The sequence below is a fragment of the Desulfothermobacter acidiphilus genome (genome assembly GCF_052073645.1).
In the GTDB taxonomy this organism is placed as follows: Bacteria; Bacillota; Desulfotomaculia; order Desulfotomaculales; family Ammonificaceae; genus Desulfothermobacter; species Desulfothermobacter acidiphilus.
This window is the reverse complement of the sequence record NZ_CM125440.1, coordinates 1,329,300-1,343,758: the sequence shown is the minus strand read 5'-3', so window position 1 is coordinate 1,343,758 and position 14,459 is coordinate 1,329,300. Positions and strand designations below refer to the sequence as shown.

The 14,459-nt window shown below is 54.1% G+C and carries 13 protein-coding genes; 11 read left to right on the top strand and 2 right to left on the bottom strand.

Going from position 1 to position 14,459, the window contains the following annotated elements:
- The first annotated feature begins 14 nt into the window (after positions 1-14).
- The 11 genes from ACTLLP_RS06920 (at position 15) to ACTLLP_RS06870 (ending at position 12,226) form a co-directional block, all read left to right on the top strand.
- Entirely contained in the window at positions 15-1,166 is a 1,152-nt protein-coding gene (locus ACTLLP_RS06920; protein ID WP_441058302.1) for a glycosyltransferase family 4 protein, read from the top strand.
- A 173-nt stretch (positions 1,167-1,339) separates the two neighbouring features.
- Entirely contained in the window at positions 1,340-1,531 is a 192-nt protein-coding gene (locus tag ACTLLP_RS06915) for a RelB antitoxin-like protein (protein ID WP_441058300.1), read from the top strand.
- Positions 1,518-1,784 (top strand): type II toxin-antitoxin system RelE family toxin, encoded by a 267-nt coding sequence (locus ACTLLP_RS06910; protein ID WP_441058298.1) that lies wholly within the window; start codon positions 1,518-1,520, stop codon positions 1,782-1,784. The genes ACTLLP_RS06915 and ACTLLP_RS06910 overlap by 14 nt, the downstream gene beginning before the upstream one ends.
- A gap of 71 nt (positions 1,785-1,855) precedes the next feature.
- Positions 1,856-2,620, top strand: a complete 765-nt coding sequence (locus ACTLLP_RS06905) for an ABC transporter permease (RefSeq protein ID WP_441058296.1) — start codon at positions 1,856-1,858, stop codon at positions 2,618-2,620.
- Positions 2,617-3,360 carry an ABC transporter ATP-binding protein gene (locus ACTLLP_RS06900; RefSeq protein ID WP_441058294.1) on the top strand — a complete coding sequence of 248 codons (744 nt, stop codon included), beginning with the start codon at positions 2,617-2,619 and terminating at the stop codon, positions 3,358-3,360. Before ACTLLP_RS06905 ends, ACTLLP_RS06900 begins: the two co-directional genes overlap by 4 nt.
- A gap of 119 nt (positions 3,361-3,479) precedes the next feature.
- Positions 3,480-4,559, top strand: coding sequence for a glucose-1-phosphate thymidylyltransferase (locus ACTLLP_RS06895; protein WP_441058292.1), 1,080 nt, complete (start codon positions 3,480-3,482; stop codon positions 4,557-4,559).
- Between the two features lie 16 nt (positions 4,560-4,575).
- The gene (locus ACTLLP_RS06890; RefSeq protein ID WP_441058290.1) at positions 4,576-5,037 is read left to right on the top strand and encodes a dTDP-4-dehydrorhamnose 3,5-epimerase family protein; all 462 of its coding nucleotides are present in this window, start codon (positions 4,576-4,578) and stop codon (positions 5,035-5,037) included.
- Positions 5,038-6,039 (top strand): dTDP-glucose 4,6-dehydratase, encoded by a 1,002-nt coding sequence (gene rfbB / locus ACTLLP_RS06885; RefSeq protein WP_441058288.1) that lies wholly within the window; start codon positions 5,038-5,040, stop codon positions 6,037-6,039.
- Between the two features lie 272 nt (positions 6,040-6,311).
- Complete coding sequence (locus ACTLLP_RS06880) at positions 6,312-7,148, top strand: glycosyltransferase family 4 protein (RefSeq protein WP_441058286.1); 837 nt, start codon at positions 6,312-6,314, stop codon at positions 7,146-7,148.
- A 16-nt stretch (positions 7,149-7,164) separates the two neighbouring features.
- Entirely contained in the window at positions 7,165-8,001 is an 837-nt protein-coding gene (locus tag ACTLLP_RS06875) for a glycosyltransferase family 2 protein (protein ID WP_441058284.1), read from the top strand.
- 31 nt (positions 8,002-8,032) lie between these two features.
- On the top strand, positions 8,033-12,226 hold the full coding sequence (locus ACTLLP_RS06870) for a rhamnosyltransferase WsaF family glycosyltransferase (protein ID WP_441058282.1): 4,194 nt from the start codon (positions 8,033-8,035) through the stop codon (positions 12,224-12,226).
- A gap of 75 nt (positions 12,227-12,301) precedes the next feature.
- Here ACTLLP_RS06870 and istB read toward each other — a convergent pair whose 3' ends face one another.
- Together istB and ACTLLP_RS06860 are read right to left on the bottom strand one after the other, a co-directional pair.
- Positions 12,302-13,066: an IS21-like element helper ATPase IstB gene (gene istB / locus ACTLLP_RS06865; protein ID WP_441058280.1), complete on the bottom strand. Its 765-nt coding sequence runs from the start codon at positions 13,064-13,066 to the stop codon at positions 12,302-12,304.
- Positions 13,059-14,426 (bottom strand): Mu transposase domain-containing protein, encoded by a 1,368-nt coding sequence (locus ACTLLP_RS06860; RefSeq protein ID WP_441061696.1) that lies wholly within the window; start codon positions 14,424-14,426, stop codon positions 13,059-13,061. The genes istB and ACTLLP_RS06860 overlap by 8 nt, the downstream gene beginning before the upstream one ends.
- Between the last annotated feature and the right edge of the window lie 33 nt (positions 14,427-14,459).

Below are 14,459 nucleotides of genomic sequence, written 5' to 3'. Positions count from 1 at the left end.
TGGGGGAATTCTAGGTGACTGAGCCGAAAGCCAAAGTTTTATTTCTTGCCACCGTCTACACCCATCTGGCCGCTTTCCACCTCCCCTTCATGCAGCTCCTGCAAGAGAAGGGGTGTGAAGTCCACGCGGCGGCTTCTCCCGCCGAAGGCGGGAAGGAGGAAGTGGAGGCCATAGGGGTTGGGTGCTGGGATATACCCTTCGCCCGCTCGCCCTATAGCCCTAGAAACCTGAAGGCCTTCCGAGAGCTCCGACGGCTCCTGGAAACCCACCGCTTTGCCCTCATCCACGTCCACACCCCGGTGGCGGCTTTTCTGGGGAGGTACCTGGCCAGGGTTACGGGCCAGGGGCCGGTGCTCTACACCGCCCACGGCTTTCACTTTTACAAAGGAGCTCCCTTGCGCAACTGGCTGATCTACTGCACGGCCGAGCGCCTGGCCGCCCGCTGGACTGACGGCCTCATCGTAATAAACCAGGAGGACTACCAGAACGCCTGCCGCTTGGGCTTCAAGCCGGGCCGGAATCTATTCTACGTCCCCGGCGTGGGGGTGGAGCTCGACCGTTTCGGCCCGTCCGGCTTGCCGCCGGAGAAAAGTGTACGGGCCGAGCTGGGACTGGCACCGGAGGATATAGTGGTCACCTGCGTGGCGGAAATGAGCCGGGATAAAAATCACGGGCTGCTCCTGGCGGCGTGGAAAGAACTGGCTTCCCATCACAGTAGCTGCCATCTTATCCTGGTAGGGACCGGGGAACTCCTTAGCCGGTGGCAGAAAAGAGTGGAAGCGGAGCGGATCCCCAGGGTGCACTTTCTGGGCTACCGCCGGGACGTACCCCAGATCTTGCGGGAGAGCGATGTGGCGGTTTTGACCTCCAGGCGCGAGGGTCTTCCGCGCTCCCTTATGGAGGCCATGGCCGCGGGCCTGCCGATGGTGGCCACCGACGTGCGGGGAAACCGCGACCTGGTGGAGCACGGGAGGACGGGTTTCCTGGTAAAGCTGGGCGACGTCAAAGGTTTGGCCGACGCCCTGGAAAGGCTTATTAAAGACCGGGAACTGCGTGAGACCCTGGGTGGGGCCGGCCGGGAAAAAGTCACGGCCTTTTCCCTGGACAGGATCATGAAGAAAATGGAGGCCATATACGCGCGCTTTTTGAGTGGGGTCGCAGGCTAAGCCGAGAAGGATAGCAGAAGTAGGGGGAAGGGAAACTGCTGGAGGGGAGAAATGTTGTGTTATCTGCTGGAAACGAGGAAAATATCGCGGGATGTTGCAGGAGCTTTTGTGCTATAATCGCTAGAGGATATGGATCGGTTTGCAGACCTAGGTCTGGTAAAGGAGAGGATACCATGAGGCTTCCACAAGAGCGTTATATAGTGGACCAAAGCGGCAGAAAGCGGGAAGTGATTCTTTCGATAAAGCGTTACCGGCAGCTGTTGGAGGACTTACATGATTTGGCCGTCGTGGCAGAACGGCGGCAGGAAAAGCCGGTAAACCTGGAAGAGGTAAAACGGCGGCTGCAGGAAGATGGAATTCTATAGTATTTACCTCAAGCCTTCTGCCGAAAAAGACTTGCGTCGGCTTCGGAAACCGATCGTCCCTCGTGTACTGACACTAATAGAGAGTTTGCAGTCGGAACCTTTTCCCCGAAAAGCGGTTAAATTAACCGGAACCGAACGACTGTATCGCCTTCGGGTCGGCGATTACCGGATTATTTACGAGGTTGATGCAAAGGCACGACAAGTCATAATTCACTATATTCGTCACCGGCGCGAGGTATATCGGAAAACTTAATTTCGTCCAATGTCAGCGAGTTGCAGGAGCGAAGGGGATGAACGCCGAAACTATAAGGTATGTGGCGACAGATGAAGGAGCTCTATCTTTACCGCGAGATGCTCAGAAACCTGGTGGCCAAGGAGCTGCGGGCGCGCTACAAAGGCTCGGTGCTGGGCTTTTTCTGGACCTTCTTAAATCCCTTACTCATGCTGGTGGTGTACTCCCTGGTCTTCTCCTTCGTCATGCGGGCCCAGATGCAGAATTACGCCATGTTCCTCTTCGTCGGGCTCCTGCCCTGGAATTATCTGGCCAATTCTATGATCCAGGGGACGGCCAGCCTGGTACACAACGCCTCCCTGGTAAAAAAGATTTATTTCCCCCGGGAGGTGCTGCCCCTCTCGGTGGTCCTGGCCAACCTGGTCAATTATCTACTAAGCCTCCTCATCCTCATTCCGGCCCTGCTGATCTTTAAAGTGCATCTGACGGCGGCGCTGGTGGCCTTTCCTTTGGTTTTGCTGGTGCAGACGCTTTTGGTTATACCCTTGACTTTGCTGGTGTCGGTGGCCACCGTCTACTTCCGGGACCTCGAGCACATCATGGGTATCCTGACGATGGCCTGGTTCTTCCTCACCCCGGTGATCTACCCTTCCGAGATCATACCGCCGGAGCTGAAGCCCCTTTTCAACCTCAACCCGGCTGCCCCCATCATCGGGGCCTACCAGGCTGTGTTCTTCTACGGGCGCTGGCCTGACTGGGCTTCTTTGGGCTGGCTTGCCCTGGTAGGAGCCTTCTTCCTGGTGCTGGGGTTCCGGCTTTTCGATCGCTTCCAGCGGCGGGTGGCAGAGGAGATATGAGCACGGCAGCCATAGAAGTAAGAGATCTCTGGAAGAAGTTCCGCATCTACTACGACCGCGCCTTAACCCTTAAGGAACGCCTTCTTTTCTGGGGTAGGCAGCGCAACGAAGATTTCTGGGCGCTGAAAAACATAAACCTCACCGTTCCCCACGGCGTTACCGTGGGCCTGGTGGGGAGGAACGGCTCGGGCAAGAGCACCCTTTTGAAGATCATAAGCCGCATCCTCTACCCGACCAAAGGAGAGGTGCGGGTGAGCGGCCGCATGTCCACCCTCCTGGAACTGGGTGCGGGCTTCCACCTCGACTTCACCGGGAGGGAAAACATCTTCTTAAACGCTTCCATCCTGGGCCTCACCCGCCGGGAAATAAAAGAGAAGCTGGATGAAATCATTGCCTTCGCGGAGCTCGGAGATTTCATCGACAACCCGGTGCGCAATTACTCCTCGGGGATGTACATGCGGCTGGGCTTCGCCGTGGCCGTGCACGTGGACCCGGACATCCTCCTAATAGACGAGGTGCTGGCGGTGGGGGACCTGGCCTTCCAGGAGAAGTGCCTCCGGCGCATAAGAGAGCTCCAGCAGAGGGGGAAGACCATCGTTCTGGTAACCCACGCTCCCATGCAGGTGGAGGATTTGTGCGATATGGCGGTGTGGCTGGACAGGGGGGAGATAAGGATGCAGGGGGGGGCTAAGGAAGTGGCCCGGGCTTACGCTGACTGGCTGGCCGCGCAGCCGAGCTAGAGAAACGGTAGCAGGAAAAGCTTCCCTCCTGTCGAATTAAGGTGTATAATGCAGCTGACGAATAACTGCTCCTGCACCGTGAACTTAGAACTGGAGGAAGCCCTTCGGCGGCTTAAGGGGTGAAGAGTTTGAAGGCGCTGGTTCTCTCGGGCGGCAAAGGTACCCGGCTGAGACCCTTGACCTTCACCACGGCCAAGCAGCTTTTGCCGGTGGCCAACCGGCCCATCATCCACTATGTCCTCCAGCAGCCCCTGGAGGCGGGGATTGAAGACATCGGCATCATCATCTCCCCGGAGACGGGAGGCAAGGTAAGGGAGGCGGTAGAAGGGGCCTTCTCCGGCCGTGCCTGTCTCACCTTCATACTGCAGGAGGAGCCCCTGGGCCTGGCGCACGCCGTCAAAACGGCGCAGGACTTCCTGGGCCAGGATTCCTTTCTCATGTTTCTGGGAGACAACCTCATTCAGGGCGGAGTGCGTCAGTTGGTCAGTGGGCTTGAGCGGGGGGAAAGCGAGGCTGTCATCCTGCTTAAGGAAGTTCCCGATCCCCGCGCCTTCGGCGTGGCCGTGCTCGACGGCGAGGGGAAGGTAGTGAAGCTTATTGAAAAGCCCAAGGAGCCTCCCAGCAACCTGGCCCTGGTGGGGGTCTACGCCTTCACCCCGGCCATCCACGAGGCCATTTCCCGCATCAAGCCCTCCTGGCGGGGGGAGCTGGAGATAACCGATGCCATCCAGGAACTCATCCACCTGGGCGGAAGGGTGGAGGCTTTGAAGCTTGAGGGCTGGTGGCTTGACACCGGCAAAAAGGACGACATCCTGGAGGCCAACCGGCTAGTTTTGGACGAGTACGCCGAGCGCCGCCTGGAGGGAGAGGTAGACGGAGAAAGCGTCGTGGTAGGAAGGGTGACGATGGGTCCGGGCAGCCGGATCGTGCGCAGCACCATACGCGGCCCCGTGGTCGTGGGGAAAAACGTCCTCATCGAGGACTCCTTCATCGGCCCCTTCACCGCCATCGGGGACGGGGTAGTGCTCCGGGGGGTGGACATCGAGCACTCCGTGGTGCTGGAGGGCTGCCACCTGGAAAACGTGGGGCCGGTAGAGGACAGCCTCATAGGCTACCGGGCTAGGATAAAGAGGGCCGGGGGAAACAGGCGCAGTGCTCTGCGCTTCTTCATCGGAGACGAGTGCGAAGTAACTCTTTAGAGGAAGGGGAAGGGAAATGGAGCTCATATACGGGGTGCAAGTGAAAAAGCTCAGGCTCATTCCTGACGACCGGGGATTCTTGATGGAGTGCCTGCGTTCCGACTGGCCGGAGTTCACGAAGTTCGGCCAGGCCTACGTCACCGCCTGCTACCCGGGGGTGATAAAAGCCTGGCATTACCACAAGGTGCAGTGGGACCACTTCGTCTGCATCTACGGCATGGCCAAGGTGGCGCTTTACGACCCGCGCGAGGACAGCCCCACCAAGGGCATGGTCAACGTCTTTCATATTGGGCTTTTGAACCCCTGCCTCATAAAGATACCGCCGCGGGTCTACCACGGCTTCACCAGCGAGGAAGGACAGCTCGCCCTCATCCTCAACATCCCCACCGAGCTTTACAACTACGAGGAACCGGACGAGTACCGTGTGTCCTACAACGACCCCTCCATCCCCTTCTCCTGGGAAGTAAGGCACGGGTAGGTGGATAAAGTGCGTTTGCTGGTAACGGGAGGGGCCGGTTTTATAGGCTCCAACTTCGTCCGCTACATCCTGCAGAAGTACCCTGACTGGGAAGTGCTCAACCTTGACAAGCTCACCTACGCGGGCAACCTTGACAACCTTCGGGACGTGGAAAGCCTTCCCGGCTACCGCTTCGTCCAAGGAGATATCGCCGACCCCGGGCTGGTAGAGGAGCTTATGGCCGGGGGCTGGGACGCGGTGGTCAACTTTGCGGCCGAGACCCACGTGGACCGCAGCATCGCCGACTCCTCTCCCTTCGTGCGCACCAACGTGGAAGGGGTGAGGGTCCTTTTGGAGGCCGCCCGCAGGCACAAGATCCCTCTCTTCCTTCAGGTCTCTACCGACGAGGTGTACGGCTCCTTAAGAGAAAAGGATCCTCCCTTCACCGAAAGCTCTCCTCTTCTTCCCAACAGCCCCTACGCGGCCAGCAAGGCGGCGGCCGATCTTCTGTGCCGGGCTTATCACCGGACTTACGGCCTGCCGGTGATCATCACCCGCTGCTCCAACAACTTCGGTCCCTACCAGTTTCCCGAGAAGCTCATCCCGCTGGCCGTGACCAATCTTCTGGAGGGGAAGCCCGTGCCCGTTTACGGGGACGGGAGGAACATAAGGGACTGGATCTACGTGGAGGACCACTGCCGGGCGCTGGAGCTGGTGCTCCTCAAGGGCCGGCCGGGGGATATCTACAACATCGGCGGGGGCCAGGAAATGCGCAATTTAGAACTCCTCAAAGAGATACTGCGGCTTTTAGGCAAGGGGGAGGAGTATCTGGTCTTTGTGCCCGACCGGCCGGGGCACGACTGGCGCTACGCTTTGGACTCGAGCAAGATCGAGCGGGAGCTGGGCTTTGAAAGGAAGCACACCTTTGCTGAGGCCCTGCGCCGTACGGTAAAGTGGTATGTCGAAAACGAGTGGTGGTGGAGGCCTTTAAAGGAGCGGGGTTTCGGTCGGGTGAATAGCTGAAGTGCAGTCAGATGGTGATAGATGGTGATAGAAAGGGATGCTGAATGAGGATTCTTTTTCTCCCGAGGTACGGGCCCCGGGGTGCTAGCAGCAGATACCGTATTTACCAGTACATAGGTGAGTTGCGCCGTCGGGGAATAGAGTGCGATGTTTACTGTTTGCTTGGCGACTGGTATGTAGATCACCTTTATAAAAGCGGTTTAAAGCTGGGTAAATTTCATTATCGGGTACCGTTGGCTTATATGCGGCGTCTTTTGAGATTAAGGTGCGCTTTGAAATACGATATCCTGTACGTGGAAAAGGAGCTCTTCCCTTACCTACCAGCTTTCTTTGAAGGTTATTTGCGTAAGCTAGGTGTAAAGATTATAGCTGATTACGACGACGCAGTGTTCACCCTTTACGATCCCATTCCGTTTCTAAGGCATAAGATACCCTGTGTAATGTCTACCTGTGCTGCAGTGGTTGTTGGGAACCAGTATCTGGCAGATTACGCCGCTAAGTACAACAGCAGAGTGTACATCATTCCTACCTGCGTGGATGTGAAGAAATATCGGGTAAAACCTTATTACTCGATGAAAGAAGACGTGGTGGTCATTGGATGGATAGGCTCGCCGGCTACCGAGCACTATCTTCGATTGCTGGAAGAACCGCTGAAGGAGTTGAGCAAGGAGTTTAAAATACTCCTTAAGTGCATCGGTGTGAGCGAGGAGTTCGACTTGCCCGGGATACGGTTGAGGAAAGTTCCCTGGAGCGAGGCTACTGAGGCTGAGGAATTGACAGAAATCGATGTTGGAGTCATGCCCCTGACGGACGATCCTTTCTCAAGGGGGAAATGCGGTCTCAAACTCTTGCAGTATATGGTCTGCGGCATTCCGGTGGTCGGAAGCCCGGTGGGAGGAAATAAGGAGATAATCAGAGAAAGCGAGAATGGTTTTTTGGCATCCACAGGAAGGGAATGGGTAGAAAAGTTGCGAATTTTAATAAGCAGCGAAGAGTTAAGAGCAAGGATGGGACGAGAGGGCAGGGCAGTGGTTGAGAAAGCCTATAGTCTGGATGCAGGACTTGAGAAGTTGTTGAAGGTGTTTAGGGATGTCTTAGTGGATAGTTGAGGTCGGGTGACGACATTTGATCTCGGTAGTCTGCGTTTACAACGATAAAAAGGTCCTGGGCGAGTGGCTGATGGCTTCCCTAAAGAACCAAAAGGGGGCATACGAACTGATTCTTGTCGATAACTCCGCTGCTTCCTTTGGTTCTGCTGCTGAGGCCCTTAACCACGGCGGCGAACAGGCCAAGGGAGATTACATAATGTTTGTACACCAGGATGTGCGTCTGGAAAGGGAAACGTGGCTTGAGGAGGCGGAAGCGTGGCTTAGGAGACTGCCCAGCCTGGGAGTGGCGGGAGTGGCCGGTGTATCTGCTAGGGTTGGGGCCGATCCCAGGGAGATGCAGTGGAACCTTATAAAACACGGGGTCCCCCCAAAATCGTGGGGCAATGTAATCACTTGCCCTGAGTTGGTCCAGACGGTGGACGAGTTGCTTATTATTGTGCCACGAAAGGTTTTTAACTTTCTCAAGTTCGATCCGCAAACATGTCCGGGGTGGCATTTATACGGTGTGGATTATTGTCTTAGGGCTTTAAAAAAGGGTTTGCTGGTTTACGTTCTGCCGCTTCCTGTGTGGCACCGGTCTACTGGGGGTGGCCCGGAAACGCCGCTGGGCATCCTGCTTAATTTAGGCGTTGCGCCGAAAAGTTATTACAGAGACCTAAGGAAACTGTTAACGAAGCATCGACGGGATTATAGGCTTATTTATACTACATGTGGCGTATGGAATACCTACTGGCCTTTGACATTGCAACGCCTAGCCAAGATTCTCTCTATGGGCTGGAGGTACACGAGGAGGAGGCTTATTAAAGAGTTCATTGGTGGAAACGCGCAAGCGCCGCTTAAGATGAAAGACTAAACGCTGTCTGAGGTGGGTGACGTAGGGAGCGATGAAGTACCAGCGGGAGATTAACTTAGAAGTAGAAAATGACTCCGCGACTAAGATAATTAAGCAAGTAGGTACCAGCAAAAAGGTCCTTGAAGTTGGCTGTGCCACCGGATACATGACCAAAGTCTTAAAGGAGCAATTTGACTGCCGAGTTACTTGCATCGAAATAGACGCTGCAGCGGCGGAGAAAGCCCTGCCTTATTGCGAGCAGATGATCGTTGGGGACGTTGAAACCCTTAAGCTCGAAGACCACCTGCAGCCGGAAAGTTTCGATGTGATCATCTTGGCAGACGTTTTAGAGCATCTTAAGGATCCGTGGGCGACTCTGCGTAAACTCCGGCCCTTCCTTAAGCCGGACGGGTACATTCTGGCTTCAATACCTAATGTGGCTCATGCGGGACTAATTTTGGAGTTGCTGGAAGGCAAGTTCAAGTACCGCCCATTGGGGCTTCTCGACGACACCCACCTCCGCTTTTTTACCCGGGAGTCCATTCAGGAACTGTTTGAGAAAACCGGGTACGCCATTCTGAGCTGGGATCGGGTGCTCCTTTACCCTGATGAGACCGAGTTTAATGTAGATCTAGAAGAATATCCCGAAAAAGTGCTCGACTATCTGTACACCAGCAATCCGGAGGCGGACACCTATCAGTTCATTGTAAAGGCCAAAAGAGCTGAGGGTGGGCAGAAGAAGCCTCTATCGGTGCGCCCGGAGGAACATACCCTTCCTCCGGGCGCACCCAGGTACCGTGAACTCAAGATGCTACTTGAGGAAAAGGAAGAGAAGGTTCGATTGTTGGAAGAACGTCTAGGGCAAAGCGAGCATGAGCTCAAAGAGGCATTATGCCGCATTCGGGAGCTTTCTCAGCAGCTAGAGTCGATGAAAGAGTCTGTGAAACAGAAGGAGGAAGAACTCGACAAAACCCTGCACCGTGTCCAAGAACTTTCAGGCCGGCTACAGTTGCTGCAGGATTCGCTGACTCGCAAGGAGCAGGAACTCCATGACATTGCGCAGCGTCTTTCGGCGCTTCAGTCCTCCCTTCCCCTGAAGCTTCTCGCTCGCTATAACCGCTGGCGCCAGCGTCTTTTGCCCGAGGGGACGCGGCGGTATCGAATCTACAGGTTTTTTATGAAAGTGGTTCACAAACTGGTAGACGAAGGACCTATGGTTCTTGCTCGTAAAGTTTGGTCTCGCATAGTAAATTATGGTTCTAAGAGGCAGCTGTTTAGTATCAATACTTCTTGTAAAGTACCTTATCAGGCTTGGATTCTTACTAATGAACCTAATGAAATTGAACTTGATCAGCAACGTCGTATGGCTAGGGATTTTAAATACCGTCCGCTAATTAGTGTTATAATGCCTGTATATGAAACACCGGTTAGTTTTTTAGATGAAGCAATTCGCTCTGTCATAGAGCAAACTTATGATAATTGGGAACTTTGTATAGCTGAAGGTAATTCGGCAAACCCAGCTGTTAGGAAGGTAATCCAGAAGTGGGCCGAGAGGGATACAAGGATTCGCGTAAAATTTTTGTCCAAAAACCATGGCATCTCTGGGAACTCCAACGAAGCATTGGCAATGGCTCGGGGTGAGTTTATTGCTCTGCTCGACCATGATGATGTTCTTGCCCCTAATGCTTTGTTCGAGGTGGTAAGTCGCTTGAACCAAGATCCTACTCTAGATTTTATTTATACCGATAGAGATATGATAGATAGGAAAGGAAAGAGATTTAACCCGCTTTTTAAACCATCTTGGTCACCGGAAATAATGCTTTCAGCGAATTATCTTACTCATCTTTGTGTTATTCGTAAATCAATTGTAGATAATATAGGCGGTTTTGATCCTGAAACGGACGGGGCACAAGATTGGGATCTTTTTCTACGCGTTACGGAATGCACGCAAAGGATAGCTCACATTCCTAAGATACTTTACCACTGGCGTGCGTGGGAAGGATCGGCTGCCAGTAGCTTGAAAGCTAAACCTTACGCGCTCGGTGCGCAGAAGCTAGCTATTGAGAAATACCTAAAGCGTAAGGGTATTGACGCTGAGGTAACATGGGAAGCTTCTGGCTTCATCAAGGTGTTATGGCCAACCACGGGAAGGAGTAGGGTTTCAATTATTATCCCTACTACAGGCGCAATGCAGTTGCTACGCCCTTGTATAACTTCAATCCTCGAACGCACTACTTATACCAACTTTGAAGTTATTATTGTACACAACGGTCTAGCTAACGCCGAGGTGACAAATTTCTATCACGATCTTTCTAAAAGCAACAAAATCAGAGTTTTATACTACGATAAGCCATTTAACTACTCGGCAGTAAATAACCTCGGTGCCAAACACGCAAGCGGCGATATACTTCTCTTCCTCAACGATGACATAGAGGTAATTTCACCTGACTGGTTGGAAGAGATGGCGCGCTGGACTGAACGACCAGAAGTTGGGGTAGTAGGAGCTAAGCTGCTTAAGCCTGAGGGTACTATCCAGCATGCAGGAGTTGTTATTGGGCTAACTGGCTTTGCTGGACATATCTTTGCAGGATTACAGGAAGGACATGTGGGAATTTTCGGGTCTACCGAATGGTATCGGAATTTTGTTGCTGTTACTGGCGCCTGCATGGCGGTGCGAAAGGAAGTCTTCTGGGAGGTGGGAGGATTTAATGAAGATTTTCTCCTCTGCGGGAGTGACGTAGAACTTTGCCTTAGAATCTGGAAGAAAGGCTACAGAGTCGTATATACACCATATGCTCGTCTCTTACATCACGAGTCAGCCACAAGGGGAGAAAAAATCCCTCGCTCTGATTACATGTTATCGTACCTATCCTATCTTCCTCTAATTAGAGATGGTGACCCATATTACAACCCGAACTTATCGTGTTGGAGTACTATTCCAACCTTGAAGGTGGCCGAAGAATCACCTTTTCAGTTTGCAAAAAACCTCTTATCTGCCGGAACCGATAAAAAGATACAACCAACGGCTGCCAAAGACCCTGCTGAATTAGGAAAGGAGCATGAAGCCAAAAAGTGGGCGCCTCTACAAGTTGAAGCTAGAGTTTTGGCATCCGCCTTTGATTTCACAGAGGAAGATTTAGCAGTCAATCGGCGACTTATAGAAAATTCGTCAACAATTGATGTTAGAACCATTAACTGGTTTATACCGTCTTTTTACCACCCGCACTACGGGGGTATTCGCACAATCTTCCGCTTTGCCGAGTATCTCCAGGAGAATAAAGGAGTTGAAAACCGTTTTGTCGTCTTTAGTGACGAAGAGGTACATTCTGTTGCCGAAAAAATACACAGCTACTTTCCTGCTCTCAGATGTAAAGAAGTACATAGTGTTTCCTTGGGTAAAATACCTGAATGTGACGCAGCAATCTCTACTTTATGGACGACAGCCTATGCTGTTTTGAAGTTCGATAAAGCTAAGCGCAAGTTTTACTTCATTCAGGATTATGAAGCTCTATTTTATCCAGCTGGTACTATTAGCGCACTTGTAGAAGCAACCTATAGATTTGGGTTCCTGGGTATTGCTAATACAATATCTCTAAAGGAGATCTATGAGAGAGAATATAGAGGTGTTGCTACATTTTTTAATCCATGTGTAGATACTCTGGTATTTAATCCCCACATAAAGAAGAATCCAGAAGAGGAGCCCTTTCGGGTGTTTTTTTACGGTCGGCCAAATCATCCCCGCAATGCTTTTGAGTTAGGAGCTGAAGCCCTAAAGAGGCTAAAGCAGAGGCTTGGACGGCGAGTTCAGATCTTAACCGCGGGCGATTCCTGGAATCCTAAAGATTTCGACCTAGAGGGGGTGGTGGAGAATCTCGGGCTATTAAGCTACGAAGAAACTGCTGCTTTTTATAGACAATGTGATGTTGGATTAGTAATGATGATGACACGCCATCCTTCTTACCTACCTTTAGAGCTAATGGCTAGTGGCTGTCTGGTAGTTACAAACTATAATCCAGCCACATTGTGGTTGTTGCGGGACGGGGAGAACTGTATCCTTGCCCACCCAAGTGTAAGCTGTCTTGTTGATTCCTTGGAGAGAGGATTATTGGATATAGAAGAGCGCAAGCGAATTACCGAGCAAGCTCTGAGAGAGGTTTGTTCCTATTATTCAGATTGGGGGAGGGAAATAGAAGAAGTGTATAAGTTTATGTGTGATCCATTGAATTATGTTCGTCATAGACATTGAGAAAACGAGTAACGGTGTGTTCGTCAACCAAAAAGTTGACCACCGTGACAACGTAAAAATTGACCACCCTATTCGTCAGGTATCCATGTTAACAGATTGCCTTTGCTGACTTTCCCGAAACCGGTAAGACTCACCCTTAAAGAGCAGGATGTGCGCGTGGTGGGTGAGCCGGTCCAGGAGCGCACCCGTCAAGGTGGCATCCCCAAACACCTCCGTCCAGCGGCTGAATTCGAGATTGGTCGTGATCACCATGCTTCCCCTCTCGTAGCGCGCCGCACAGAACTGGAACAGGAGCGACGCTCCAGGACCAAGATTGATATAGCCCAACTCGTCCGCGATAACGAGATCAACCTTCTGCCAGCCCTTCAGGTACTTCGGCAAGCAGTATTCCTGCTCCGCCTGCAATAGCTCCTGGGCCAGATCGACCACCGGGATGAAGCGCACGCGGTAGCCGGCAGCAATAGCGGCTATCCCTAAGCCAATCGCCACGTGCGTCTTTCCCGTGCCGGAATTGCCAAGGAGAATGACGTTTTCTTTCTTCTTGATGAACTCGCCTTTGGCCAGGTGCAGCACTTTGGCCTTCGGCAACTCGGGCAGCAGCGTGAAGTCGAAGGCGTCCAGGGTCTTGGGGGCCGGAAACCGCGCCTGGGTCAGCCGGGCACGGATCCGGCTCTCGCGCCTTGAGGCCAGCTCCTGGGCCAGGCAGGCGGCCAGAAAATCGACCGGCGTCCGTCCCTGGGCTAGAGCCTCCCGCGCGATATCCCGGTAGGCACGCTTGAGCCCCGGGAGCCTCAGTTCCTTACAGTAAAGATCCACCAGGGCCTCGCTGGCATTATTCACACCGGCTCACCTCCCAGGCCAGGGCATCGTAGCGTGTAAGGTCGGGCGGCGCGACGGCGTAGGCCGATAGCGTTTCGTTGACCGGCAGCCGAGGCGGTCTGTTCTGGCTAGCGTTGAGGAGCAGCTGGCGCACCACTCTGGCCGTTGGTGTTCCCAGGGAAAGAGCCTGTTCCAGGGCCGCCGTCAGAGCGGCGTGCGGGTACTCCCGGTGCAGCAAAAGGATCTCGGCTAACTCCCGGTACCCGTCAACTCTCCCGCGGCAGAGGACTTCCCTGGCCCTGTCCCAGACGCCGCCGAGCTGCCGCACCGCCAGCGCGTTCTTCGCCGCTCTTGGTTTCTGCGCCAGCACCGGGAGGTAGTGTTCGAGTTCCAGGATCGTTTGCCCGCGGGCGTAGCACCGCTGGTGCACGGCGATTACTTCTTCTCCCACCATAACTTGGACCCGGTCCCAGGTGGCAGAAACCATTACGGTTTGTCCCACCCAGCGGCAGGGCACGGAGTAGCGGTTGCGGTCGAAGGTTACCAGGCCGGTCCTGGAGACCACAGCCATCCGGGTGATGGCGCAGGTAAGCGGGTGGTCCGGCAAAGGGTGTAGGGCGGCTTGCTCTTCGGGCCATCCCGGCCGGCGCGCCCGGTCTCTGTTGCACCAATCCAGAAGGTGGGCGTTGAGTTCTTCCCAGGAGGCAAAGTCCTGCACTGGGACCAGGGCGTTGCGCCGTACGTACCCGACCAGGTTTTCCGCCGCACCTTTCTCGTGCGCCCGCGCCGGGTTGCAGAAGTGGCTCTCGAAGAGGTAGTGCGCCCGTAAGTGAGCAAAGTAGTCGTGTTCCTGGCGGTGGGGCCCGGCCAGGAAGGCCTCTAGTTTCTCGGTGGGAAAGGCCTGGGCGAAACACACGCCGCTCGCCCTGAGCCGCAGGCAGAACAGGTGCATTACCGTGGGTACCCCGCCTATCTTTACCACTGCCTGTCCCCAGTCTACCTGGGCCTGTTCGCCCCAGTCGGCCGTGAGCGGAACATATGCCTCCGGAATCCTGGCTTTGAGTAGCCGGACAAAACGCCGGACAGTTGATTCCGCACCGGTGAAGCCGTATTCTTCCACCAGGCGGTCGTAGATACGCTTGGCCGTGTGGCGCTGTTTAGGCGGCGCCGCGGCATCGGCTTCAAGCCACGCCAGGATGATGGCACGGTAGGGGTCCATCACCGGAAAGGGCCGCGGCCTGGTCCGCCTGTACCGTGGCATCTCAGCGCTGGCCAGGGCCTTGCGCACCGACTGGCGGGAAATGCCGAGATTGCGCGCAATCTTGCGGATAGACCACCTTTCTACGTAATGCTTCTTTCTGATATACTCGATATCGACCATCTTGAGCAACTCCTTTTCCTCCCGTAAGCCGAG

What these genes read in the sequence shown, in the direction of transcription:
- ACTLLP_RS06915 (WP_441058300.1), top strand. Translation starts at nt 1,340, where the DNA reads ATGAGGCTTCCACAAGAGCGTTATATAGTGGACCAAAGCGGCAGAAAG.
- ACTLLP_RS06910 (WP_441058298.1), top strand. Translation starts at nt 1,518, where the DNA reads ATGGAATTCTATAGTATTTACCTCAAGCCTTCTGCCGAAAAAGACTTG.
- ACTLLP_RS06905 (WP_441058296.1), top strand. Translation starts at nt 1,856, where the DNA reads ATGAAGGAGCTCTATCTTTACCGCGAGATGCTCAGAAACCTGGTGGCC.
- ACTLLP_RS06900 (WP_441058294.1), top strand. Translation starts at nt 2,617, where the DNA reads ATGAGCACGGCAGCCATAGAAGTAAGAGATCTCTGGAAGAAGTTCCGC.
- ACTLLP_RS06890 (WP_441058290.1), top strand. Translation starts at nt 4,576, where the DNA reads ATGGAGCTCATATACGGGGTGCAAGTGAAAAAGCTCAGGCTCATTCCT.
- ACTLLP_RS06870 (WP_441058282.1), top strand. Translation starts at nt 8,033, where the DNA reads ATGAAGTACCAGCGGGAGATTAACTTAGAAGTAGAAAATGACTCCGCG.
- ACTLLP_RS06860 (WP_441061696.1), bottom strand. Translation starts at nt 14,426, where the DNA reads ATGGTCGATATCGAGTATATCAGAAAGAAGCATTACGTAGAAAGGTGG.